General features: G+C 49.3%; 20 protein-coding genes. 6 read left to right on the top strand and 14 right to left on the bottom strand.

What is annotated here, in order from left to right; translation table 11 throughout:
• Positions 1-2 precede the first annotated feature (2 nt).
• The 6 genes from odhB to sdhC form a co-directional block, all read right to left on the bottom strand.
• Positions 3-1,199 (bottom strand): 2-oxoglutarate dehydrogenase complex dihydrolipoyllysine-residue succinyltransferase, encoded by a 1,197-nt coding sequence (odhB, locus tag ACJJIP_RS04365; RefSeq protein WP_444946288.1) that lies wholly within the window; start codon positions 1,197-1,199, stop codon positions 3-5.
• A gap of 46 nt (positions 1,200-1,245) precedes the next feature.
• Positions 1,246-4,080, bottom strand: coding sequence for a 2-oxoglutarate dehydrogenase E1 component (locus ACJJIP_RS04360; RefSeq protein ID WP_444946287.1), 2,835 nt, complete (start codon positions 4,078-4,080; stop codon positions 1,246-1,248).
• 208 nt (positions 4,081-4,288) lie between these two features.
• A complete protein-coding gene (locus tag ACJJIP_RS04355) occupies positions 4,289-4,993 on the bottom strand; it encodes a succinate dehydrogenase iron-sulfur subunit (RefSeq protein ID WP_020412679.1) in 705 nt (234 codons plus the stop codon).
• A gap of 19 nt (positions 4,994-5,012) precedes the next feature.
• Positions 5,013-6,785, bottom strand: a complete 1,773-nt coding sequence (gene sdhA / locus ACJJIP_RS04350) for a succinate dehydrogenase flavoprotein subunit (RefSeq protein ID WP_282952689.1) — start codon at positions 6,783-6,785, stop codon at positions 5,013-5,015.
• A 3-nt stretch (positions 6,786-6,788) separates the two neighbouring features.
• Entirely contained in the window at positions 6,789-7,157 is a 369-nt protein-coding gene (gene sdhD, locus ACJJIP_RS04345; protein ID WP_026305008.1) for a succinate dehydrogenase, hydrophobic membrane anchor protein, read from the bottom strand.
• Positions 7,151-7,525, bottom strand: a complete 375-nt coding sequence (sdhC, locus tag ACJJIP_RS04340; protein WP_020412676.1) for a succinate dehydrogenase, cytochrome b556 subunit — start codon at positions 7,523-7,525, stop codon at positions 7,151-7,153. Before sdhC ends, sdhD begins: the two co-directional genes overlap by 7 nt.
• 437 nt (positions 7,526-7,962) lie before the next feature.
• On the opposite strand from sdhC, the gene gltA reads away from it, so the two are divergent.
• The 5 genes from gltA (at position 7,963) to ACJJIP_RS04315 (ending at position 14,580) form a co-directional block, all read left to right on the top strand.
• Entirely contained in the window at positions 7,963-9,252 is a 1,290-nt protein-coding gene (gltA, locus tag ACJJIP_RS04335; RefSeq protein ID WP_020412675.1) for a citrate synthase, read from the top strand.
• A 308-nt stretch (positions 9,253-9,560) separates the two neighbouring features.
• Positions 9,561-10,097, top strand: a complete 537-nt coding sequence (locus ACJJIP_RS04330) for a hemerythrin domain-containing protein (protein ID WP_282952687.1) — start codon at positions 9,561-9,563, stop codon at positions 10,095-10,097.
• Between the two features lie 538 nt (positions 10,098-10,635).
• Positions 10,636-12,666, top strand: a complete 2,031-nt coding sequence (locus ACJJIP_RS04325; RefSeq protein ID WP_444946286.1) for an FAD-dependent oxidoreductase — start codon at positions 10,636-10,638, stop codon at positions 12,664-12,666.
• Positions 12,667-14,019, top strand: a complete 1,353-nt coding sequence (locus ACJJIP_RS04320) for a cytochrome c3 family protein (protein ID WP_020412673.1) — start codon at positions 12,667-12,669, stop codon at positions 14,017-14,019.
• Positions 14,020-14,031: 12 nt separating this feature from the next.
• Positions 14,032-14,580, top strand: coding sequence for a Tll0287-like domain-containing protein (locus ACJJIP_RS04315; protein ID WP_020412672.1), 549 nt, complete (start codon positions 14,032-14,034; stop codon positions 14,578-14,580).
• 502 nt (positions 14,581-15,082) lie between these two features.
• Here ACJJIP_RS04315 and ACJJIP_RS04310 read toward each other — a convergent pair.
• A complete protein-coding gene (locus ACJJIP_RS04310; RefSeq protein ID WP_282952683.1) occupies positions 15,083-15,304 on the bottom strand; it encodes a DUF3820 family protein in 222 nt (73 codons plus the stop codon).
• Positions 15,305-15,455: 151 nt separating this feature from the next.
• Between ACJJIP_RS04310 and ACJJIP_RS04305 the strand changes: the two genes are divergently transcribed.
• Positions 15,456-15,725, top strand: a complete 270-nt coding sequence (locus tag ACJJIP_RS04305; protein ID WP_020412670.1) for a YMGG-like glycine zipper-containing protein — start codon at positions 15,456-15,458, stop codon at positions 15,723-15,725.
• Between the two features lie 177 nt (positions 15,726-15,902).
• Here ACJJIP_RS04305 and ACJJIP_RS04300 read toward each other — a convergent pair whose 3' ends face one another.
• From ACJJIP_RS04300 to ACJJIP_RS04270, 7 genes are all read right to left on the bottom strand, one after another.
• Positions 15,903-16,088, bottom strand: coding sequence for a hypothetical protein (locus ACJJIP_RS04300; RefSeq protein WP_020412669.1), 186 nt, complete (start codon positions 16,086-16,088; stop codon positions 15,903-15,905).
• A 1,154-nt stretch (positions 16,089-17,242) separates the two neighbouring features.
• The gene (locus ACJJIP_RS04295; RefSeq protein ID WP_282952682.1) at positions 17,243-17,617 is read right to left on the bottom strand and encodes a VOC family protein; all 375 of its coding nucleotides are present in this window, start codon (positions 17,615-17,617) and stop codon (positions 17,243-17,245) included.
• A 226-nt stretch (positions 17,618-17,843) separates the two neighbouring features.
• Positions 17,844-19,892 carry a TonB-dependent receptor gene (locus ACJJIP_RS04290; RefSeq protein ID WP_444946285.1) on the bottom strand — a complete coding sequence of 683 codons (2,049 nt, stop codon included), beginning with the start codon at positions 19,890-19,892 and terminating at the stop codon, positions 17,844-17,846.
• 198 nt (positions 19,893-20,090) lie between these two features.
• Positions 20,091-21,479 carry an aldehyde dehydrogenase family protein gene (locus ACJJIP_RS04285; protein WP_444901125.1) on the bottom strand — a complete coding sequence of 463 codons (1,389 nt, stop codon included), beginning with the start codon at positions 21,477-21,479 and terminating at the stop codon, positions 20,091-20,093.
• The gene (locus ACJJIP_RS04280) at positions 21,479-22,537 is read right to left on the bottom strand and encodes a phenylacetate--CoA ligase family protein (RefSeq protein WP_353376060.1); all 1,059 of its coding nucleotides are present in this window, start codon (positions 22,535-22,537) and stop codon (positions 21,479-21,481) included. Before ACJJIP_RS04280 ends, ACJJIP_RS04285 begins: the two co-directional genes overlap by 1 nt.
• Positions 22,538-22,564: 27 nt before the next feature.
• Positions 22,565-23,197 carry a pyridoxal 5'-phosphate synthase gene (locus tag ACJJIP_RS04275; protein WP_020412662.1) on the bottom strand — a complete coding sequence of 211 codons (633 nt, stop codon included), beginning with the start codon at positions 23,195-23,197 and terminating at the stop codon, positions 22,565-22,567.
• A gap of 9 nt (positions 23,198-23,206) precedes the next feature.
• Entirely contained in the window at positions 23,207-24,049 is an 843-nt protein-coding gene (locus ACJJIP_RS04270) for a PhzF family protein (RefSeq protein ID WP_444946284.1), read from the bottom strand.
• Between the last annotated feature and the right edge of the window lie 232 nt (positions 24,050-24,281).

Here is a 24,281-nt window from a genome sequence, read left to right as displayed (position 1 = left end):
TTTTAAACTTCGAGCAAGATACGCGCTGGATCTTCGATCATTTCCTTGATCGCTACCAGGAAGCCAACCGCTTCTTTACCGTCGATCAGACGGTGGTCATAGGACAGCGCCAGGTACATCATCGGCAGGATTTCCACCTTGCCATTTACCGCCATCGGGCGCTCCTGGATTTTGTGCATACCCAGAATTGCGGTTTGCGGCGGGTTCAGGATCGGAGTGGACAGCAGGGAGCCGAATACACCACCGTTGGTAATGGTGAAGGTGCCGCCAGTCATCTCTTCGATAGACAATTTACCATCGCGGGCGCGAACACCCAGATCGCGGATATTGTTTTCCATATCCGCCAGGCCCATATTTTCGGCGTTACGCAGAATTGGCACAACCAGGCCTTTCGGAGAGGAAACCGCTACACCGATATCCTGGTAGCCGTGGTAAACGATATCGTTACCATCGATAGACGCGTTCACCGCGGTGTAGCGCTTCAACGCTTCTACCGCAGCTTTCACGAAGAAGCCCATAAAGCCCAGGCGAGTGCCGTTGTGGGTCTTCTCGAACAGGTCTTTGTAGTTCTTGCGCAGGTCCATAATCGGCTTCATGTTCACCTCATTAAAGGTGGTGAGCATGGCGGTGGACTGGGAGGCATCCAGCAGGCGCTCAGCGATACGCTTGCGCATACGGGTCATAGGAACACGCTTCTCTACGCGCTCGCCCGGAGCAACCGCAACTTCAGCAACAGCAGCGGCAGGTGCAGCAGCAGCCGGCGCAGTACCCGCTTTCATTACGTCTTCCTTGAGAACGCGACCACCCTTGCCAGTGCCTTCAACACCCGCCAGGTCTACGCCCTTCTCAGCAGCCATTTTCTTGGCAGATGGCATGGCAATTTTGTCGCCAGCCGCAGGAGCTGCGGCTTCAGCAGCCGGAGCTTCTGCTTTTTCTTCCGCCGGGGCAGCGGCCGCGCCAGCGCCCGCTTCAAACTTGGCAATCACTTCATTGGAGAGAACGGTATCGCCCTCGTCCTTAATGATCTCGGAGAGAACGCCGTCTGCCGGCGCAACCACTTCCAGTACCACTTTGTCGGTCTCAATATCCACGATCAGTTCATCGCGGGACACGGCTTCACCGGGTTTTTTATGCCAGGTGGCGACAGTACCGTCCTGAACGGATTCCGGGAAAGTTGGCGCTTTAATCTCGATCGTCATTTTTCCTGTTTCCTGAGATTGTCTCTGCTTAAAATACTGCCGCCCGTTACTTGACGGTCAGCGCCTCGTTGATGAACTTATTCTGTTCTTCTAAATGGGTGGACATATAGCCCGCCGCAGGTGCCGCCGAAGGGGCGCGGCCCACGTATTCCAGGTCCAGCTTCGGATGCGTTTCCGCCAGCAGGCGACGCAAGTGATGCTGACTGTGGTACCAGGCGCCCTGGTTCATGGGCTCTTCCTGACACCAGGCAACACTCTTAATGTTCTTAAATGCGGATACCGCATCCACGAACTCCTCGTCCGGGAAGGGGTACAGCTGCTCGATACGTACGAACGCCACATCTTCCTGTTCGCGCTCCATGCGCGCTTCCAGCAGGTGGTAGTACACCTTGCCGGAACACAGGATCAGACGTTTAACCTTTGCCGGGTCCACCCCCTGGTCTTGAATCACATTTTGGAAACGACCTTCAGCCAGTTCTTCCAAGCTGGAAGTAGCGAGCTTGTGACGCAGAATCCATTTAGGGCTCATAATCACCAGCGGGCGGCGCATCGGGCGCACCGCCTGGCGACGCAGCAAGTGGAAGATTTGTGCCGGGGTAGTGGCGTTACACACCTGGATATTGTGCTCGGCACACAGCTGCATAAAGCGCTCGAGACGCGCGGAGGAGTGCTCCGGACCCTGGCCTTCATACCCGTGTGGCAACATCAATACCAGGCCGCACATACGACCCCATTTGTGCTCACCGGAAGTAATGAACTGGTCGATCACGACCTGGGCGCCGTTGGCGAAGTCACCGAACTGAGCCTCCCACACCACCAGGGATTTTGGCGTGGTAGTGGCATAGCCGTATTCGAATGCCAGTACCGCTTCCTCAGACAGCAGGGAATCGTACATGTAGAAAGGCGGCTGGTCCTCGAACATATGCTGCAAAGGCACATAGCTCTGACCGTCTTTCTGGCTGTGAATTACCGCATGGCGGTGAGAGAAGGTTCCGCGGCCCACGTCCTCACCGGTAAAGCGGACCATAAAACCCTCTTCCAGAAGGGTGCCGTAGGCCAGGGTTTCCGCCATACCCCAATTAAGCGGCAGGGCGCCACCGGCCATCTTGCGGCGATCATCATAAATCTTGGAAACCTGACGCTGCATCACAATGCCATCGGGCACCGTGGTCATACGATTGGCGACGTCCTGAAGTTTCGGCATTGCGAAACCGGTGTCTGCAGGCACCTGCCAGTCGTGGCCCAGGTAGGGACTCCAGTCTACAAACATGGACGAGTCCGGCTGCTTAACCAGACCAGTGGCCACATCTTCACCCGCATCCAGCTTATCGCGGTAGTCGTTCGCCAGCTTGTCCGCTGCAACCTTGTCCAGGATGCCCTCTTCCACCAACTTCTCGGAGTAGAGAGTGCGAGTGGTTTTGTGCTTGCGGATGGTCTGGTACATCAGCGGCTGGGTGCCGGATGGGTCGTCGGTCTCGTTGTGACCGCGACGGCGATAGCAGACCAGATCGATGACGATGTCTTTCTTGAATTCGTAACGGTAATCGACAGCCAGCAGAGCCGCCAATACGACCATTTCCGGATCGTCGCCATTCACGTGCAGCACCGGTGCATCGATCATTTTGGCGGGATCGGTGGAGTACTCAGTGGAGCGGGCATCTTCGCGCTTGCTGGTGGTAAAGCCCACCTGGTTGTTCAGTACGATGTGCACAGTACCACCGGTGTAGTAACCGCGGGTCTGGGACATCTGCAGGGTTTCCTGCACAACACCCTGGCCGGCAAAAGCCGCGTCGCCGTGGATATTGATCGGCATTACCTTCTCACCAGCAGCATCTTTGCGGCGGTCCTGACGGGCGCGCACAGAGCCAACCACTACAGGCGCACTGATTTCCAGATGCGATGGGTTAAAGGCAAGGGCCAGGTGAACTTCACCACCGGGGGTCATTACGTTGGAGGAGAAACCCTGGTGATATTTCACATCACCAGAGGTATCGAGGGTTTTCTTACCTTCGAACTCCTGGAACAGATCCGCAGGGTTCTTGCCGAGGATATTCACCAGGGTATTCAGGCGGCCGCGGTGGGCCATGCCGATCACAATTTCCTTCACCCCGTAAGTGCCGGAGCGGCGGATCAGCGCATCCATCATCGGGATCAGGCTCTCACCGCCCTCCACACCAAAGCGTTTGGTGCCTGGGTATTTGGAATCCAGGTGACGCTCCAGGCCTTCTGCGGCAGAGAGACGCTGTAGAATTTCAATTTGGATATCGGTGCCAAAGTTGGCCTTGGACTGGCTGCGCTCCAGGCGCTGCTGGAACCACTGCTGCTCTTCCAGATTGGAGAGATGCATGATCTCCGCACCCAGATTGCCACAATAAGTCCGCTCCAAGCCCTCTACGATTTCACGCAGGGTCGCCTCTTCTCTGCCAAGGAACAGGCTACCGGTATTGAAGGTGGTATCGAAATCACCTTCAGTCAGGCCGTGGTAGCTCAACTGCAGGTCGGGCACCTGTTCGCGGGCCATCAGGCCGAGCGGGTCCAGGGTAGCTTTCTTATGGCCGCGATGGCGGTAGGAATCGATCAGCTGCAGAACCTTGATCTGCTTGCGCTCGTGCTCAAGATTAATAGAGCCGGAACCGGAGCCTGGTGCCGCCACAGGGCGGGCGCGATGCTTGCTGAGCAGTTCGAAGTGCTGGCGCACTGCGGCGTGGGAAACGTCGCTGCTACCGCCAACGCGGGGGAGGCTGTCGAAGTAATTGCGCCACTCCTCCGGTACACCGTTGGGGTCGTGCAGATAGGTCTCGTAAAGCTCCTCCACGTAGGCGGCATTGCCCCCGGAGATATGGGAGCTACGCCACAGCTGCTCCATGGTACTTTCGTGCATTTTGATGCCTACCTCGATTGCAGTGGGCTCTTATTTGCCTAAGCCACTGCGCTTTCCTTTCACTCACAAAAGGGGAGGCGCATAAAGCCACCTCCCCTTTTCAATTAGTTGCCGGTTCTCACCGGCTTTATCATTAGATAAGCGCCTTACCTGGCACCGGACCCACTACAAGTGGCCCCTAACGGGTCGATTAATGACCCGGATTCCCCTATACCGCACGCGTCAGCAGCATATTGCGAATATGGCCAATGGCGCGCGTTGGGTTCAATCCCTTTGGACACACATTCACACAGTTCTGGATACCGTGGCAGCGGAATACGCTGAAAGGATCGTCCAGGTTTGACAAGCGCTCGTCAGTGGCCAGATCGCGACTGTCCGCCAGGAAGCGGTAAGCCTGCAGTAAGCCGGCCGGGCCTATAAACTTATCCGGATTCCACCAGAAAGACGGACAGGCAGTGGAACAGCAGGCACACAGGATACACTCGTACAGGCCATCGAGCTTTTCGCGATCTTCTGGAGATTGCAGGCGCTCAATCGCCGGAGCCGGAGTGTCATTTTGCAGGTACGGCTCGATCTTTTTGTACTGCTCGTAGAACTGCTCCATATCCACGACCAGGTCGCGGATTACCGGCAAGCCGGGCAGCGGACGCAGGACCAGCTTACCTTTAGGGGCAGCTTCAGACAGTGGCGTAGTGCACGCCAGGCCATTGCGGCCTGAAATATTCATACCGTCGGAGCCACACACACCCTCGCGACAGGAGCGGCGGAACGACAGGGTCGGATCCTCGGCCTTCAGCAGCTCCAGAACATCCAACACCATCAGGTCCTTGCCCTTGGTGTCCAGCTCATAGTCCTGCATATACGGCGCTTTATCGGCTTCCGGGTTGTAACGGTAAATGCTTACTTTCAACATACTCTATTCCGCTCCCGAATCAGTAGGTCCGAGCTTTCGGTTCAAAGGCTTCCATGGTGTTCGGTGCGAAGTTTACCGCACGCTTGCCGACACGTTTCTCAGCCGGGAAATACATGGAATGACACAGCCAGTTTTCATCGTCGCGCTCCTGGAAGTCTTCGCGGGCATGGGCACCGCGGCTCTCAGTGCGGGTCTCCGCGGCAATTGCAGTAGCCTCAGCAACTTCCAACAGGTTCTGCAGCTCCAGGGCTTCAACACGGGCAGTATTAAACGCGCGGCTTCTGTCGTCCAGGCGCACATTTTCAATACGCCCACGCAGATCAGCCAGCTTCTTCACACCTTCTGCCATGTAGTCGCCGCGACGGAATACGCCGAAGTGATTCTGCATCACACCCTGCAGCTCTTTGCGCAGGTCGGCAGCTTTCTCGCCGGTTTCGTTGGTTTCCAGACGGTTCAGACGAGCCATAGCGGCTTCGATATCGGACTCGGAAGCTTCGCGGTGCTCGATACCTTCGCGCAGGGCCTTCTCGATAAACAGGCCGGAAGCCCGTCCGAATACCACCAGGTCCAGCAGGGAGTTGCCACCCAGACGATTAGCGCCGTGCACGGATACACAAGCAACCTCGCCACAGGCATAGAAGCCGTCAATGATCTGGTCGTTGCCGGCAGCGTCCTGGGTCAGGGCCTGACCGTGAACGTTGGTGGGAATACCGCCCATCATATAGTGACAGGTCGGCACTACCGGGATCGGCGCCTTAACCGGGTCGACATGTGCAAAGGTCTTAGATAGCTCACAGATACCGGGCAGACGGCTGTTGAGCAGCTCTTCACCCAGGTGATCAAGCTTCAGGAATACGTGATCGCCTTCCGGACCACAACCGCGACCGTCGAGGATCTCCAGCACCATGGAGCGGGCTACAACGTCGCGGGACGCGAGGTCTTTAGCATTGGGGGCGTAGCGCTCCATAAAACGCTCGCCGTCTTTGTTGATCAGGTAACCACCCTCACCGCGACAGCCTTCGGTCACCAGAACACCGGCACCATAAATGCCAGTTGGGTGGAACTGCCACATCTCGATGTCCTGAACCGGCATACCGGCACGCAGGGCCATACCGACACCGTCACCGGTATTGATGTGTGCATTGGTGGTGGAAGCGAAGATACGACCGGCACCACCGGTAGCGAATACGGTCGCCTTGGACTTGATAAATACCACTTCGCCATCTTCGATGCACATGGCGATAACACCAACAACGGCACCATCCTGGTTTTTCACCAGGTCAATGGCAAACCATTCATTCAGAAATTCGGTTTTATGTTTTACGTTGTTCTGGTACAGAGTGTGCAGCAACGCGTGGCCGGTGCGGTCAGCAGCGGCACAGGTACGGGCAGCCTGACCACCACGGCCGAAGTCTTTGGACTGGCCACCAAAAGGACGCTGGTAAATACGGCCTTCTTCAGTACGGGAGAACGGCAGGCCCATGTGCTCCAGTTCGAACACGGCTTCCGGACCTACGGAACACATATATTCGATCGCTTCCTGGTCACCGATATAGTCGGAACCCTTAACGGTATCGTACATGTGCCAGCGCCAATCGTCATTGGGGTCGGAGCTGGCGATCGCACAGGTAATACCGCCCTGGGCGGACACTGTGTGAGAACGGGTTGGGAATACTTTGGTAATTACCGCAGTCTTGTAACCTGACTGGGCCATCTGCAGGGCAGCGCGCATACCAGCACCACCACCGCCAATTACAATCCCATCAAAAGAAATAGTACGCATATTCGCCATTGTTTATACACCCCAAAGAATTTCAATGCCCCACACCGTGTACAACACGGCAACCGCAGCCAGAACCACTTCTACGAACAAGCGCAGAACAGTGGCTTTACCGCCCATCATCCGATTGGTGATGTAATCGGTAACCACGGACCAGAGGCCAATCCAGGCGTGAATAATGGTGGAAAGCAGAGCAACCAAGCTGAATACGCGCATCCAGCGCTGGGCGAACAGCTCAGACCAGGCTTGGTAGCCAAAGTCTTTAGTGAAAAAGATAAAGCCCACTATAAAGAGGACATACGCGAGCAGTATCACTGCGGTAACTCGCTGGTAGAGCCAGTCGAAAGTGCCGCTACGGCCGAAGCTAGTTACTGTTCTTACCACAACCATACTCCCACTAAAAGAATAAGGATTACACTCACCACCAGCACCGTAATAGCACTGCGACGGCCGCCCTCAAGGCTCTCACCCATACCCATATCCATAAACAGGTGACGCACACCCGCCACCAGATGGTATATAAGAGCTGCCAGAGAGGCCCATAGGATGAGCTTGGCTGGAATACTATTAAATGCTGCCGCGACATCGGCGAAGCCTTGCTCTGATTCCAGACTGGCATCGAGCATGCAGAGCAGAAGCGCTACAACGGCGAAGAGCACAACGCCAGAAATTCGATGCAAAATGGAAACCAAAGCGGCAGCGGGAAGCTTTATAGTGGAAATGTCTAAATTGACAGGTCTGTTTTTGTTCACAGGAAAAACACCTTGTTGCCCTGAACGACCGGGCGCCCGTTAGCTTTTCAATGGAGGGACGAGCTGCTTGCTGATCACTTTGCACTCGACCTGTTGAAGCCTTGTACAAAGTAGCCGTACCATGGCGCAAGCCGCGCGGATTATAGGCATTCAATAGTCAAAACACAACGAACGCCTGGGAAACTGCCGGCTTTGGCGGTCTTCATGACCTGTCAATTGGCGCCGCGGGATTTCCGCAGATTTTCACGCCTCACTCCAGGCAAAAGCTCTACAGGCCCGCCCTGTCGCCAGATATCCTGTTGCCCGCAGACTGACCGTCCACTCCTTTTGGTTTGACAATTTGAGGCCCGGCACTTAAGTTTGGCCCGCTCAAAAGGCTGCCAGCACCCGAAAATCCTAGGAAAAGGCCGCCATAAGAACAGTTTTAGGAGTCCGCAATGTCCGATAAAAAAGCGCAACTCACAGTCGATGGTATCGACGGCGCGATAGAGATGCCCGTACGATCTGGCACCCTCGGCCCAGATGTTGTCGATGTCGGTAACCTGACCGGCAAAGGCTTATTCACCTATGACCCGGGCTTCGTATCCACTGCCTCGTGTGAATCCAAGATTACCTTTATCGATGGCGGCAAGGGCCAACTGCTGCACCGCGGCTACCCCATCGAACAACTGGCAGAAAAATCCGACTACCTGGAAACCTGCTATCTGTTAATGAACGGCGAACTGCCAGATGCCGAGCAGAAAAAGAAGTACGTAGACACCATCATGTCTCACACTATGGTACATGAGTCCCTGGTTAGCTTCTTTAAAGGCTTCCGTTACGACGCCCACCCAATGGCCATGATGTGTGGCGTAGTAGGCGCCCTCGCCTCCTTCTATCACGACTCCCTGGATATCAACAATCCACAGCACCGTGAAATTTCCGCACACCGCCTGATCGCAAAAATGCCAACCCTGGCTGCCATGTGCTACAAGCATTCCCAAGGCATGCCCTTCATGTACCCGGATAACAGCCGCAGCTACTCCGAAAACTTCCTGCACATGATGTTTGGCAACCCTTGCGAAACCAGTAAGGTCGATCCGGTTGTCGCCAAGGCGATGGATATCATCTTCCTGCTGCACGCAGACCACGAGCAGAATGCCTCCACCTCTACTGTGCGCCTGGCCGGCTCCTCCGGCGCCAACCCGTTCGCATGTATCTCTTCCGGTATTGCCGCCCTGTGGGGACCTGCACACGGTGGAGCCAACGAAGCTGTACTGAACATGCTGCAGGAAATCGGTGATGAGAGCCGCATCGATGAGTTTGTTAAACGCGCCAAAGACAAGAACGACCCCTTCCGCCTGATGGGCTTTGGCCACCGCGTTTACAAGAATTTCGATCCGCGCTCCCGCGTAATGCAAGGCATCTGTGATGAAGTTCTGGGTGCTATGGGTGCAGAGAATGATCCGCTGCTGAAGATCGCCAAAAAGCTGGAGAAAATCGCCCTTGAGGACGATTACTTCGTGGAGAAAAAGCTCTACCCGAACGTAGACTTCTACTCTGGCATTATTATGAAAGCGATCGGTATTCCCACCGATATGTTCACCGTAATCTTTGCCACTGGCCGCACCGCAGGCTGGATCGCCCACTGGAATGAAATGATTTCCAACCCGTACAAGATTGGCCGCCCGCGCCAGCTCTACACTGGCTACACTCAGCGCGACTATGTCCCCCTGGAACAGCGCTAATTAGCTCCCCAAAAAAAGCCCGGCACCACCGGGCTTTTTTATGCGTCTTGAACAAATAAATATTCAACACAATTTTAATAGCGCAATAGTGGTTTCACGCAAAAAATGTGACACGCACCTCATTTTTTAAATTTTGCTCAAATCCCCTTCCCTATTTGGCAGTAAATAAGCTGTCATCCAATGTAAAATCCGCCGCTCCCCGGCCATAGCGAAATAACACTGCGTTCCCACTCGGCAGTTACTTTCCATCCGCGGAACTCCTTACTCGTACAAACACAAAACCACAATACTAATTAAGGGCACAGCATATGCTTAGCTTTATCTCCGGTATGTTCCGAAGTAGCAAGTCGGAAGAGTCTGCCGACCTGGAAGAAAAATACACCCGCAGTACCTATGCCGGCTCCAAGGGCGCCCGCACAATCTCTTATGACCCAACATTAATTAAAGCCCTGGAAGACGATCACCGTCACCTGATCGGAATTTTTCAGCGTATGTGGTCTGAGGGTTTTGAAAAACAGAACTACCGCCAGCTATCGCAACTATTAACCCAGTTTAAGTCTGGCTTTCAAGCGCACCTGATCAAGGAAAACGTGCGTTTCTATGTCTATCTGGAACAAGCACTGGCCGGCGATGCCCACACGCTGCAGGTAGTTAAAGACTTTCGTACTGACATGAACGAAATTGCCAATGCTGTGGTGCAATTCTGTAAGCGCTACAACCACGAGGCATTTACTCCAGAGATGGTTCGCGATTTTAAGATGGACTACCAAAAGATTGGCGAAGCACTTACTCGCCGTACTGCATTGGAAGAAAAAGAACTCTACGTTCTTTACCAACCCTCCTGACAAAAGCTTCTCCAATCAGTGGAATATACTGTTACTTCAGCTCTACAGGAATTGGGCGCAAGCCGCTGAGTAAGCAATAACTTATTGAATAAAAATCCACGGGAATTTCACTGCGGCCCACAAGGACGGGGCGCAATTTCCCAACCCTCAGAAAATAAAGCACCACTGCATCTCCACTTAATCAAAGACTCACTAGAAAATAGTTTCTTACAGGCTCCCCCCACTAAAGCAATTTGTCAAAATTCATCGAACAAGCACCTGCTCTACTTATTTGCAATTTGGGCAAGCCCCAAAAAAGTGCGCAATTACAATAACTTAATAAAACTTTCCATCCAGACCTCCCTTAACTTCCTATTCTCTATCGTCATTCTTATTCAACACTAGACGTTTATTTAATTTTGTTTAAACATAGGGGAATTAGAATTTAAAAAAAATTTCCGTGATGGGATATTGGTCTAAGAAGTTCTGATAGCTTTGTGGCTTAAAAACAAGAATGACAAAAAGGCCAGTAGTAAAAGCCGGAGTACTTGGGGGAAATATGACTGAACTAGAAAGTTCAGCTGCTCGACAATATACGCCAGATAGCACCCACACCAGTGATAGCAGCTATCCGATTTATGTGATTGTGGGTACCGGGCCCGTCGGGGTCCGCTGCGCACAAAAACTCCTGGAATTCTGTGACGAAGCTCAAATTGTTATTTATGGAGCAGAAATAGAATCACCTTATAACCGAGTAAAGCTCTCACAATATCTCTCTCGCCATGTGGATCGGGAGGAGCTCGACAACCCAATCCTCGGAAAGACTGATCACAGGCTTGCCGAATATATCGATCGGAAAATTGTGGCGATTGATCGCGCAAACAAAACGGTCACCGATGCCGAGGGCAATATACAACCCTATACCAAGCTGATCCTTGCTACAGGCTCCAATCCGACCATTCCTCAAATCCCCGGAGCGAACCTACCCAGTGTTTATCCATTTCGCAGTCTGCGTAACACGAATGACCTGATTGCCCTACGTGAGCGCCACGCGGACATTTGCGTTATCGGCGCCGGTGCGCTCGGGCTTGAAGCTGCAACCGCACTAAAGACCCCAAAAAATTCCGTCACCCTACAATCACGCGGTAAATTACTCAGTGGCCTGCTTGGTGAAGAGGGAGAGGAGTTTCTGAAGTCCTCCTTGTCAGCACTCGGCGTTGAACTTAAAGTCGGCAATGCCCTTAAGGCGATTGAGCAGCACGAAGAAAACAACATTCTGCAGTTTTCTGATGGTGAGTACCTGAACGTAGATGCCATAGTTCTATGTACGGGTATCCAGCCTGAGGTCACACTCGCCCAACAAAGCGGTCTGGAAACCGAGCGGGGAATTGTTGTTAACGAGTGGATGCAAACCTCCGATCCCGACATTTACGCAATTGGAGAGTGCGCTGAGCATGACCGTAAGGTTTATCAGCTGGTGCGCCCCGGTTATGAACAAGCTGAGAGTTGCTGCTCACATATTCGCCGCAATCATGGCGGTGAGGTGCTAGAGCGCCCCTACTCCGGAAGTTACACCGATATCCAGCTTAAAATTGCCCATATTCCCTGTGCAATTATTGGGGATGTCGCCTCGGACAATCTCAAGCAAGGGGATGATGTACAGAGCTACATCTACCGCAACCGCTTCAAGGGAATTTACCGGCGCCTGTTCGTCAGGGATGGGCTTATCCTCGGCGCCGTCTATATTGGTAGCTGGGATGAGGCCAGTAGTCTGCGCCAAGCCGTGGCCCAGGAAGAAAAAATTAGTCAACGCGCCTTCAGTGACTTCGAAAGTGAGGGGCGTCTATTTGGCAAGAAAAAAACCAATAGCATCAAGGATTTTCCTGATGGCTATCTGGTGTGCCAATGTAATTCAGTCAGTAAAGGGGAACTTTGCAAAGCCATTTCTGATGGCAAGCGCACTCTCAACGAGTTACAGCAGGCCACCACCGCGGGTTCTGTATGCGGCAGTTGTCGCCCTCTGATGGCAGAGTTATTGGATGCTCCTGTTCCCAACCTGGTGATGCGCCATGCCAAAGGTATACTAATTACCTCGCTCATATCATTACTCCTCATAGCGCTGGCATTTTTGATGCCCTCCCCCCCAGTCTCAGACACCGTACAATCGGGACAACTCTGGGACAAATTGTGGTATGACAATTTCTGGAAGCAGGTTACCGGTTACAGCATATTAGTGCTGTGTATATTTACTGCCGCTCTCAGTGTACGCAAGCGCTGGAAAAAAATAACTCTCGGGCATATGGACCATTGGCGTTACGCACACAGTTTGATTGGCGTTGTCGCCCTTGCAACACTTGCAGTGCATACAGGGTTTCGCCTTGGGAAAAATCTCAATCTGGTCCTGATGTTGGTGTTTCTGGGGGTAACTGCAACCGGCTCACTGGTCGGTGTCTTTATGGCTCGCAATCATCACTGGACGGATCTCAGGCTGCGCGAACACCGCAAGTGGTGGTCTCGCATTCACTACGCCCTGCTCTGGGCGCTGCCGGTACTCCTTGCTTATCATATTCTCGCTGTTTATTACTTCTAAATGAAATCTTATCAATTTAAATTCTGGCATTACGGCCTGTTGCTGACGCTCACTGTTGGTTCATTGGCTGCGTACAACCTAACCGTAGCCGATAAGTCATTATTCGTAACCGGTGAGCCTACCCATGGGCACCATCAAATAGAGCTCGCATGTACTTCCTGTCACGCAGATGGTTTTGCTGGACAAGATGCAATCCAGAAGTCCTGCCTGAACTGCCATGCGGAAGAACTGGAGCTCGCCGACGACTCCCATCCGCGGAAGAAGTTTCTCGATCCCAGAAATGCTCAATTACTAGAGACTCTTGATGCGCGTCAGTGCATTAGTTGTCACACAGAACACAAGCAGGAAATTACTCGTGAAATGGGTGTAACCCTAGCCGGGGATTTTTGCTTCCACTGCCATAGCGATATTGCCGAGGAACGCAGTAGTCACCAGGGTATGGGCTTCGAAACCTGTGCCAGTGCCGGCTGCCATAATTATCATGACAATGGCACTCTCTATGAGGACTTCCTGATTGCCCATGTTGGGCAACCCGACCTTCTTGATGAGGCAAAACTGCCAGCACGCACCGCAATGGCTGCCTGGTTGCGGAAAAACCCGAACAAAGAACCGCTGCAATTGACTCATGCTGACCTGAAAGTTGAAAGTAGGAGTACAGAAATTGCAGCTGCTTGGGCGCAAAGCGCTCACGCTCAGGCAGACGTGAATTGCACCAGCTGCCACGCTGACGGGAAAATGCAATTTAACAGTGTGGAAATTCTTGAGCAGTGTGCCAGCTGTCACAGCGAGCAGAAAGAGTCTTTCACCCAAGGCAAACATGGCATGCGCCTCTCTTCCAAACTGCCCGAAAATTTTGCTGAACAGGTCGGTGCCATGTCTCCTCAACTGGCCAGGACTCCTATGCAGAGTAATGCATCAGGTGAGTTAAACTGTATCAGCTGTCACGGCCCTCACGAAGTAGACCTGCAATATGCTGCAGTAGAGGCATGCCTCAGTTGTCATAGTGATGAGCACAGCCTGGCCTATAAAGAGTCCCCCCATTTTAATGCGTGGGAGTCTAACCCCGAGCAGGGTGCCAGCTGTGCAAGCTGCCATCTCCCACGGGAAGCCCATAGTGAACAAATCGTGGTGAATCACAACCAGAACCATAATCTCCGCCCCAACGAAAAAATGTTACCGGTTTGCCTAAATTGCCATGGGGCTGAGTTTTCCTTGGCAGCAATGGCAGACAAAAAATTGATCTCTCAGAATTTCAAGTATAAACCTGCGGATAAACACGAGACATTTGACTTGATTCGTGACCGTATTGCGAAGATTTCCAACAGCAAAAATAAGCAAACACAATCCCAATAGGAGGGGAACACTATGCGTATTGCCGCTTGTTTTATCGCCGGACTGGCACTGCTCACTGGCTGCGAAAAAAATCAGGGAGTTGCGCCCGAGCGAATGGCGGATGCCATCTTTGCCGTGATTGAGGCGGATCGAGCAAACTACACCAACAAGGTAGTTAACCGTTTGCAGAATGAAGAGAAAATTCTGGACGCTGACGAACACTGGCAGGATAAAAAATTACTGCCGCTACCCGCGCAAATGATGCGTATGGGAGCCGAGCGTGTTGCAGAAAAAGACTCTGGTTTTAACTATGCCCTGCTATCCCTTTGGCCTGTTAACAAGCAGAATAAACCGCGCACTGATATGGAAAAAGAAGGGCTACAGTATGTAATCGATAACCCAGGTAAGAATTTTTACGGCCGTGAAAAACTGGGCGACACAGAATACTTTACTGCAGTCTATGCTGATGTCGGCGTATCCCCCGCTTGCGTCAGCTGCCACAATGACCATGTGGACAGTCCACGAGACAACTTTGAACTCGGAGAAACTATGGGTGGTGTAGTTATCCGTATCCCGCTCTGACTTATAAATAGCACAATCTTAAAGGGGCCTTCATTGGGCCCCTACGCCTTCCTATGCTCAACGCATCAGTACTTGGGCCCGTCAAGTCCTACTTTATTTCTGATTTTTCGCACAATCTCCAACCAATCAAATTTTTTAGGAAAACTAAGCACCTAACTCATAAGAGTTGGGCGAATTGAGCGCTTTCGCGGACCGAGATCAGCAACTTAAATTTGAGCTGCTTACAATTAATTAGCGGCCGAAATCATTTCGACCGCTCCCTCTTTCAATTGACTGGCTCTACTCCCGCTGCAACCTCGCTGAAATCATTCAGACCAGTGGTCACCCGCTGTGGGCCTATTTCCGGGTAAGTCCAGTCTCCATTACGGACCGCTTATTGTTTCACTTCGCTCCGCGAAGCACACCTAGGCATTAATATATTAGTCACTCAAAGAGGGATATCAAAGAAGATAGATATTGCACTTAAGAATTTGGACAAATAGGAAAAACTTATAAAAGCTTTTCAAGTGTTACTTTGCTTTAATGGGGTGATAAGCCCCTGCAACCCTTCAACTTTGATTTCCAAAGTCAACGCCATCAGTTGCCCCAGTCTCCCCTCGGGAAATCCTTTTTGGGAGAACCAGAGCAAATACTCTTCAGGAAGATCAATAAGCGCTCGCCCCGTATATTTGCCAAAAGGCATCGGCGTCCGCGCTACCTCTATTAGGTACTGTTTTTCAAACATATCAAAATCCGACAAAACTTCACTTTTGTGCTATAGCAAGCTCTCGCCCTGGAAATTTGTTGCTGCTTTCTGCCCACCTTACACTGGCTCCGAAATTGTTCGGCCTAATCCGCCGTTCCTATACCTCAGGCAATTACTAACAGAGGTGCCTATGCGTATTAAAGCTATTAAATATCTCAGCCTGGCAGCTGTGCTCAGCGCTAGCCTGGGAGGCCAAGGCTGTGCCAATATGAGTGATACCGACCGCCGAATAGGCACCGGGGTTGGCATTGGGGCCGTTACCGGCGCCCTGATTAGCGGCGGACGTCCAGGCGGTACCGCTGCAGGGGCAGTTATTGGGGCTGGAGCCGGCTATCTCTACGACAGGGAGCGCAAACGTAGAGACTACTATCGTTATCGCGGTCGCTACTATCGCTACTAATTTACTGCTATCGATCCAGGACAGGAACAGACAGTCAGTAGATAATGGTCTACGGGTGGGTGCAGCTTAAAGCCGCCCCCACCCTTAATGTTAAGAAAAGACGCTTCCCCAACCATTAAAGGAGCTGTCTAATCACATTGATTCAACCTGGACAGAAATTACCGGTGGGAAACATCCTTAGAGTAACCGGGTCTTATTTTTTCCACAGCGCTCACAACGATACTCAGTGACCAGCTTTCCCTGTTTAACATCAAACTTACGCTCGGTGATCACCTTCCATTTATGGAAACCCTCTCTACACAGGGTTTTCCCCTTGTGTTTCTGCCAGGCAGTTTTCTTTTTAAAAGGGATTACATCTCCCATATATTTTCACACATCATATTTTGAATTCTAACTATCATTTGGAATAATAAAAACTGAACTCCAGTTAAAAAACTAGCAAATGTATGCTTCCGGAGCGGAGCCTAGGCCACGCTAAAATGAGACGTACTATAACTATTCATCGTTAATCTTGGCAAGCATATACAAGCTTTTATCATATGACTAAGAATCAATTGACCGAACAGTCAACTTCTATTCTCTCTTTAAAGCTAAGAGCCCCATAAACATACAAAGCCTACTTAATCTTAATATTCTAAAGCTAGTTAAATCTCTTGAATGAGAGGCTTATGAGCGAAGCTGGCAGAGAGGTTAACCTTGACTCCACCTATCAACTGAAGCATCAATAGTGAAGACTCTAATTGGCAGTCAGAAGCTTTACGATTTAATGAATAGAGCCCACCGTAAAATCAACTGACATTTTGAATATTAATTTTTACCAAAATACCTGTTTTCAACTTCTTTCTTAAGTGTAAAATTTAAATACCGGTGCATTAATGTAATTCTCTCTATGCCTTGGTAATAGCCGAGAATTTTTACTGGAAAGGCCTAATAAACTATAACGCCCTATATATGTAGATTCATCAACCTTATCAATATGGATTAAGATTTTAATTTTGGATAATTGTTTGAGGATAACGTTAATAAAAACTTGCTTAGTGGTGTTACGAATAAAATTAACTAGACTCCGGGTATTCGGTATGGGTCCCATACTACCCAGAAAAACTCTCAAAAAAAATGAGTAGTCTAACTTAAGAACCGCAATATTGCCTCTAAAATCAATCGGCTTAACGGTAATCAATTGCATTCAAAATAGTCATTTTCCTACTTCACATCTCCCAACCACTTTCTCTAAATTTGTGATCTTGATCTTATTCGGAAATTGATTTTTATCAATCGACAATTCCAGTATTCACAAGGGAATTGTTTGCCTACGAGAATCCTTCTGGCTAGGAGGTTGGAGTTTCTACCCACGCAGCCAATCATATTTTACAACTGCACTGCAATGGACAATCAATTACTCCAACTGCAGTGCAACTTGATTAAATACACATGAAATCACTAAAAAACAAGCACCTTGTGAAAACTTCAATTAGACGAAGAAAACACAAAACTCTTCACAGAATATTATTTAGTACTTAATCTACAGGACATACTCGAATTATATGGCCATCTGGATCTTCAACAAGAAAAGTACGGCCAAAGACCTCATTGTAAGGTTCTTTCGCAAACTTGATTTCGGTATTCTCTCGCCAATTCTCATAAAGAGAATCTACATCTTCACTAGAAGGCAACATAATACCAATCTCAGAGAAACGAGGGGTATCAGCATTTGGCTCTGCTCCCCCTGTCCAAAGGGCAAATAATGCTTCGCCATCCGCTGCAAATGCCACATAACGAGGACTGGAAAATATCGGATCTGAATTGAAAAGCATTTTGTAAAAGCCCGTTGAACGTTCAATATCAGACACGTAGATAAGTTGAAGATTAGGTTTGGGGGATACTTTAATCATATAACTTCACTTCCCTAAAGCAGGTTAAAAAATCCTGTACCAAATTAATTATACAAGGCCTAAAAATCAGCAGCAAGAATAGTTTTATCGCTGGATGCTGATATCTATAGAAAATAAATAAATAAATTTTAATAGTGTACAATCAAACAAAATCAATATATTTTAAACACTAAGGTCGCTGATTACATTGCACAGTCAAAAATTCGAGCATTGGAAAATTACAACTCTAAATATTAACAACAAACTCCGTACCGAAAATTCGTCCCTTATTTAAAATTGTAAATGTCGATTCCTGGCTATAAATTGGCATACTGGTATTAAGGCCTTCCGTTACTTCATTAAGAAGATTACGGCCATAAAGCGAAAACTTCCAGCCACCATCAGCTGGTTCTATCGAAAGGTTCACTTCGAGCATATCTGCCGCGCTCAGCACACCGCGATTGTTATCGTCATAGAATTGTCTGTCCCGGTGATTGAAAGCAACACTGCCACTGAAAATGCCAATAGAGCCAATATCTTGGGAATAGATTACCGAGGCACCATAACTCCAAGGAGCTAAACGCGGCAGGCTCAGCTTCTTATCAAAACTATTAATTTCCCCATCTTCATTAAAATCATAAAATATATGTGTATATTTATCATCCATATATCCAATATGACCAGTAAATGAAATTTTGTTCGATAGGTATACTTGACTTTCTAACTCAACACCCAATATCTGTGCATCCGCAGCATTAGTTATTGTTTGAAAAGTAACATTATCCTGTCCTATAAAGGAAATTTCCCTCTGAAGATCGTGAATCTCGTTATAGAAAGCCGATAAATTAACTCGTGTGGTATTTGAGAAATCTTTTTTGACACCAACCTCATAGGCATCCTGTTTTTCTGGATCGAATGGGCCAGGAATTGTGGTATCGTTATTACGGAAATTGTAGCCACCACTGCGAAATCCGCGAGTCCAAAAAGCGTAAACCTGAGTATCATCATCTGGTACCCATTGAAACCCAAATTTTGGAGTATAGGCTTTCCACTCTTCATTGTCATTGAACGTCACATTACAACTTTGTCTCATGAGGCTGCATCCACTAGGCACGAGATCTGCAAGGGCCGCTTCTTTTTCTTCGTGGGTAAAGCGAATACCTGCATTTAATAGCCAATTTTCAGATAAGTGCCAATCTGTTGAAGCAAAAAAGCCCAAAGTTTTATAGGTCTGATCCCCACCACCAGTTAAACGTAACGCTCCAGTATTCACCAACCGGTCTTCGATATAGTCAATATTCTGAGTAAAGTAATAGATACCCGCGGTCACGTCTACTAAGTTAAAAGTACCTGAGTAACGCAGCTCATTACTGAATTGCTCCTGGTCAGTCCATGTTTCAGCATGAGCACCTATAATTGGAGAAGAATCAATATCCGATAAGGTACCGGCTTCGTACTGACGCCAGGCAAAAACGTTGGTGAGAACACCATCTCCAAGTGCAATATTGATATTGCTCTCCGATACTGCGCTTTTCCAATCAACATCGGAATACCCGGGTTCATCAATTTGAATGTCGAATTCGCTCAGTGCCGCAATGTCCCTGTTTTGGTTGGCAGGACCATCTCCCTCCATTTGACCCAACTCCAACTTTAGGATCATTTGTAGTCCATCCAGAGGGTAAGCATTTAATGCATGACGAATAATTTTGGTCTCAGAGCGACCGTGCCGGTCACCGGTGTGTGTGTTTTCAAACCACCCAGAATCGTCGGAGTAATAGGCGGCAATCTTAGCATTTAAAAGATCGTTAATTACCGGTCCAGACAGCACTCCACTAGTGATCTTTTTTGTTCCACTTTCAAGAGCAAAACGCCCATTAGCTTGTAATTCATCACCTGGGACTGTTGTATTTAATAGAATTGCACCGCCAGTAACGTTTCTACCGAACAAAAGTCCCTGAGGGCCACGCAATATTTCTATGCTCTGTAGATCAAAGTTGTCAAAAAGCACACCACCACTAATGCCCAGATACATACCATCGACAAAAACACCAACTGTTGGATCAATAGAAGGTATAGAGCTATTGATACCAAGTCCACGTATGGAGAAATTTGCATATCCAGGAAAAGTACCAATATCATCAAGGGATACATTCGGCACACTGTATCCCAAATCACCCAAAGAAGTTACATGCCTATTTTCTAGTTGAACATTGTCAAATGCGGTGACAGCTGTAGGAACATCTTGAATACTAATCGCCGTCGTTTTCTTCATTGCCGTAACTACTACTTCGTCCATGACTGAGTTCATGTTGGCTGTCGCGCTATTGGTTATGGTTAGGATTAAAATTGATATTCCAATTACTCGACAAATCAATAAATTGTTACTCGATTTTACTATCATATCTTTCATCCTGAAAAAGTTTTAATATTCCTTGATCATTCCAAATTTAATTACCACTTCACATACAAGCTGTTAAATTTGCTTTCTATTCTGCTAACTGGATTTTAACCATTGAGTGTGAACCCGAAGTCCCCGATTACACATTAAGAAATCAGCTAAATAGCCATCGTGAGGTACCCGATAATCCATCCAGGTAGTGGGAATAATGCCAATATAAACATTGGAAATGGAAGCATCCGATAGTACTCGGTGAATTAGTTCTTTCTCGCGGGATAAAAGCGTAACAACAAGAGAGCCAGATAATGCACTAAAATCTTCCTGCCGATTAAAAGGTGCAACAGTTATACAGGGAAATGGCAGTTCACGCTGGACCTTGGCATCGGTTGCACTCTCAACTAAGGTAACATGGGGTTTTAAGGGGTACCCATTAGTGGAAGTGTGATCATATAGCCATGGATTTTCTTCAGCTTGCAATAGATTCATATATGCATCAACCTCCCGCCTTCTACCCAGGGTAAGGGGTTGCTGTTTCGCGCGAACTTCTAGTTCAAGCCTTAGCCGATGAGCAAAGCCATAGGGGTCATCCTCCACCAATACTGCACTGGCGCAGACGCAGGCCGCACCACCTCGTGATAAAACAGACTCAGCAACAACAGTGACAGCCTCTTCATGATCAACATCCCTACCTACAACCATTTTCGATCGTCCCGGACCTTGGACTAGAACTTTAGGATTGCTTCCATACCGCGTAGTAACCTCTGGGCCACCATAAACTATTGCCAGATCACTTAGCTCAATCAGGCTATCTACCCCCCTGTGATCAGTCGGGATCAAAGCAACGTATTGTTCCAACCCCGCCAACTCAAGAGCGCAAATAAGTCTCTGTGCAGTGAAGGGTTCGCGGGATGAAGGTCTGACCATGGTTCGGTATCCCATAGCAATAGCCTGGGGCCAAAGGCCATGGACACCCGGACCGTTACCTGCCGCAATAATTGAAACAACATCCCCTCGACGTGACAACAAGCTACAACCGTTACTAGCGGCGGAGTCTCGGTAATCCCAAACAGCGCCGGCTGGGGTAGCGGCCTGCATAATCCCGAGCATATTATTAAGACTATGAGAAATGTGAGTCATAGACTCAGCCACCAGGGATTTCTGCAACCCCGTTACATTAGCAACCATCGAAATATAGGCGTCCGGTTCCAGGCCTGCTAAATTTGCTTCCTTATATATCTGGCCAGCCTTTGCTAATCGCTCATAGCGTTGCGAAAGTGTTAGTGATTCCCCTTTCCGCATCTGTACGATTTTATCTTGTATATAAACGGTAGGGACAATCGCACTTTCACCAACGATGCGATCAGATACATCCATTATCGGCTGCCGTCGCCTGGTATGATGAGAAGCACCTAGGCAACGTGCTTCCACCTGTAGTACCTGTTGCTCAAAAGGAGTTTTCCGGACATCACTAGTGAGCGCTGCCATTAATACACTCCTTCAATCACTGCTTTACCGGAGACCTGCGCAACGGGTTTTACATCACTGACAGAAGAACCGGGACAATTCCCTAAAGTGGGAAGTCGCACTGCCGTATCACGCTCAAAGATATTGGGGAAAAATGCAAAGCGACTCAGGTGATTCATCACCACCTGTCCTCGCCCATTGTACTCAACGGGTTTTCCACTTTCTGGGTCGACCACCTCCAAAATGACATAAGGTGCGTAGCTGTCAAAGATAGGGGATCCGTTATAGTCCTGATTAATCCGCGCTTTGGTCTCCGAAAGAATCATAGTGCTTCCATAACTCGCTGTTATAGGGACATCAGGGAATACCATCGTTTTCAAATAATCTAGTGTGTCTACATCCATATGAGTTCCTCCCCAAGTGATCATCTCAAGGGTACTGTTGAGAGTTTCAGCTAAGGAGCGGCGACGCGCTATCGCCTCTAACAAAGGCGGTGTTGCAATAAGATATTTAATAGCTTGTGTAGCAATGATGGGTTCCGCCTGGTCAATAAGATGATCGGAGTAGTCCCTGGCACCTTCCATATTTCCTGCCTGGATCAATTTTTTTACCCAACGGGGATCTAAATCTACAGTGAAGCACTGCCCACCAAAAGCTCTGGCACGACGACGGTTGATGGCTCCTACGATATGAGGGCCCGTCGGTATAATTGCCAGCGTATTTTTCGGAGTCTTATCTGTTGAGGTTTCAAATCCCTCCAAACGCCAACTAACCACCTGCTCAAGCCACTCCTCATAAGCAACAACCCGTTTGGCTGTCCCCGTTGTCCCGCCACTTTCAAATATCCCGGCAAGCCTATAATCGGCCAGTCCCTTAGGTTGCAGATCTTCAATCGCTATCTCACGAAGCAACTGGCTGATATCAGGAAATAAAGACAGATCGGCCAATGATCGGACATCCTTAACTGGATCAAAATCAAGTTGACTGCGCATTGATAACCAAAATGGAGAGCCGGTATCCGGCGAAAAATGCCAGTTCAAAATGTCAGCCAAATGACGTTGGAAGTCAGGTGATTCCATAGGAATGTTCCTCCGTTGAATAGGTGACTAAGGCTGAAGTCGTATATGCTTCCACTCCGTTTGATCCCGTTCGAATCGCAACCTCTTGTGAAGCCGATTAGAACTCGAGGACCAAAACTCGATTGCTTGAGGCTCGAGAACATACACTGAAAACCTCTCGGGACAAGGCAATGCGCCTACACGATCAAGCTCTTGCGCAGCAGCTAGCAGTTGATCATAGGAATCCAAAGGCTCACTTTGATGAGAAACCGTCGACATCGCGTGCAGAGGTATTGGGCGAGCGTCCCACTCTCTAACTGCCCGCTCTCGATCGAGCTGCCTAATTTTCCCACTTACGGAGAGCTGGCGACCAAGCTCGCGCCAGTAAAAGTGTCCACAAGCAAAGGGGGTCTCTTCGGTATCTTTTATTTTACGGCTACAGCTGTGTGTGGCGAAGATGATACCAATGGTCGCAAAATCCAATATAGCCATGACTCGCGATGACAGAGCGCCTGAGAGGTTCGCTGTCGCCATTACCATCGCCCGAGGTTCACGAACCTTGTTATCGATAGCCTCCTGGAGCCATTGTCGTGCAAGAGACATGGGGTCACTAGGAGGGGTATCGTATTCAGAAAAGCTTTGATCCACTTTCCCTGTCATGCTTTCAAAAGTACTGCTCATAATTCCTTCCTAGATAAAATATTGACCAGTAGCTACCTGAAACCCATAGCCACCAACTTTGAGGAAAGGGGAGTCATTTTTTATATTGGCGATAGCATTCATACGAGAAGGTCTCCCCATTTCCACCCCCTGAGTGATCTTTATTTCTGCACCGAACTTTACCAATCCATAACGCGAAAGATGCAGTGCCAATGGCCCCGCTGCAGAACCTGTAGCCGCATCCTCTGCAACACCATAGGCTGGAGAAAACATACGAAGTCGCCAGCTGTCTCCTATATCCGGGCTAAAACAGAGCGCTGCCATATTGTGGAAATCTGATAGTCTCCTCAGGTCAGGACTGATTTGGGCAAGCTCATCCTTATTATCCACCCCGACAAAGACGTGTCTGGGCCCCACATCATACATATCTACCGGCAATGTACTTCGCCTCACTCCAAGCGCCTCAAGTAATGCCTCTTGATAATCAAAGGATGAAATTACCGGGCAGGGCTGCTCCATTTGTATGTAAGCCGAGAAAGGATTTTCTTTAACGGGTTGCACTGCAAAGTTAAAAAGGCCTTTTTTGGTTTCGATCTTTAATTCCGTAAGATCAGTTGCTTTCGATAAAGCCAATGCGGTGCCCAACAGCGGGTGCCCCGCAAAATCCAGTTCATTGACAGGCGTAAAAATCCTGACATTGACATCGCCACCTTTGCTCGGGGTTCCAATAAATGTTGTTTCTGAAAGGTTAAGTTCAGCCGAAATTCTCTGCATACTATTGCTGTCCAGGTCATCGCAATCAAAGAAAACGGCTACGGGATTACCAGTAAATGGTTCTCTACCAAAGGCGTTTACAACAGTGTATCTATGCATTTTATTATTCCATTAATCGAATACTGAAAACTCTAACCAAATTAAGGAGCCTCTGAACAACTCCGTGATGCCTCTGGCTTGCAGAGTGGTTTAAAATTAAGGCGCGGCTTCGCAGGAATATCTAGACCTTTCAAGAAGTCGCAATGCGGGGTGTGAATCGCTCCGCAAGCCCCGAAGGGTGGGCCTTAAAGATCACGGTTACTGCGTTGCAGCTCCTGCAAAGGGCTAATGC

Source organism: Microbulbifer variabilis, from assembly GCF_052467165.1.
Note: the sequence above shows the minus strand (reverse complement) of the source record. Positions and strands in the feature narration are given on the sequence as shown.

Bases quoted from the DNA above. Each gene is read 5' to 3' on its own strand.
- ACJJIP_RS04275 (WP_020412662.1), bottom strand. From the start codon at position 23,197: ATGAGCAGTACTTTTGAAAGCATGACAGGGAAAGTGGATCAAAGCTTT.
- ACJJIP_RS04315 (WP_020412672.1), top strand. From the start codon at position 14,032: ATGCGTATTGCCGCTTGTTTTATCGCCGGACTGGCACTGCTCACTGGC.
- ACJJIP_RS04355 (WP_020412679.1), bottom strand. From the start codon at position 4,993: ATGTTGAAAGTAAGCATTTACCGTTACAACCCGGAAGCCGATAAAGCG.
- ACJJIP_RS04290 (WP_444946285.1), bottom strand. From the start codon at position 19,892: ATGGACGAAGTAGTAGTTACGGCAATGAAGAAAACGACGGCGATTAGT.
- ACJJIP_RS04295 (WP_282952682.1), bottom strand. From the start codon at position 17,617: ATGATTAAAGTATCCCCCAAACCTAATCTTCAACTTATCTACGTGTCT.
- ACJJIP_RS04300 (WP_020412669.1), bottom strand. From the start codon at position 16,088: ATGGGAGATGTAATCCCTTTTAAAAAGAAAACTGCCTGGCAGAAACAC.
- ACJJIP_RS04285 (WP_444901125.1), bottom strand. From the start codon at position 21,479: ATGGCAGCGCTCACTAGTGATGTCCGGAAAACTCCTTTTGAGCAACAG.
- ACJJIP_RS04360 (WP_444946287.1), bottom strand. From the start codon at position 4,080: ATGCACGAAAGTACCATGGAGCAGCTGTGGCGTAGCTCCCATATCTCC.
- ACJJIP_RS04305 (WP_020412670.1), top strand. From the start codon at position 15,456: ATGCGTATTAAAGCTATTAAATATCTCAGCCTGGCAGCTGTGCTCAGC.
- sdhA (WP_282952689.1), bottom strand. From the start codon at position 6,785: ATGGCGAATATGCGTACTATTTCTTTTGATGGGATTGTAATTGGCGGT.
- ACJJIP_RS04280 (WP_353376060.1), bottom strand. From the start codon at position 22,537: ATGGAATCACCTGACTTCCAACGTCATTTGGCTGACATTTTGAACTGG.
- ACJJIP_RS04310 (WP_282952683.1), bottom strand. From the start codon at position 15,304: ATGTTTGAAAAACAGTACCTAATAGAGGTAGCGCGGACGCCGATGCCT.
- ACJJIP_RS04270 (WP_444946284.1), bottom strand. From the start codon at position 24,049: ATGCATAGATACACTGTTGTAAACGCCTTTGGTAGAGAACCATTTACT.
- odhB (WP_444946288.1), bottom strand. From the start codon at position 1,199: ATGACGATCGAGATTAAAGCGCCAACTTTCCCGGAATCCGTTCAGGAC.
- ACJJIP_RS04330 (WP_282952687.1), top strand. From the start codon at position 9,561: ATGCTTAGCTTTATCTCCGGTATGTTCCGAAGTAGCAAGTCGGAAGAG.
- ACJJIP_RS04320 (WP_020412673.1), top strand. From the start codon at position 12,667: ATGAAATCTTATCAATTTAAATTCTGGCATTACGGCCTGTTGCTGACG.
- ACJJIP_RS04325 (WP_444946286.1), top strand. From the start codon at position 10,636: ATGACTGAACTAGAAAGTTCAGCTGCTCGACAATATACGCCAGATAGC.
- gltA (WP_020412675.1), top strand. From the start codon at position 7,963: ATGTCCGATAAAAAAGCGCAACTCACAGTCGATGGTATCGACGGCGCG.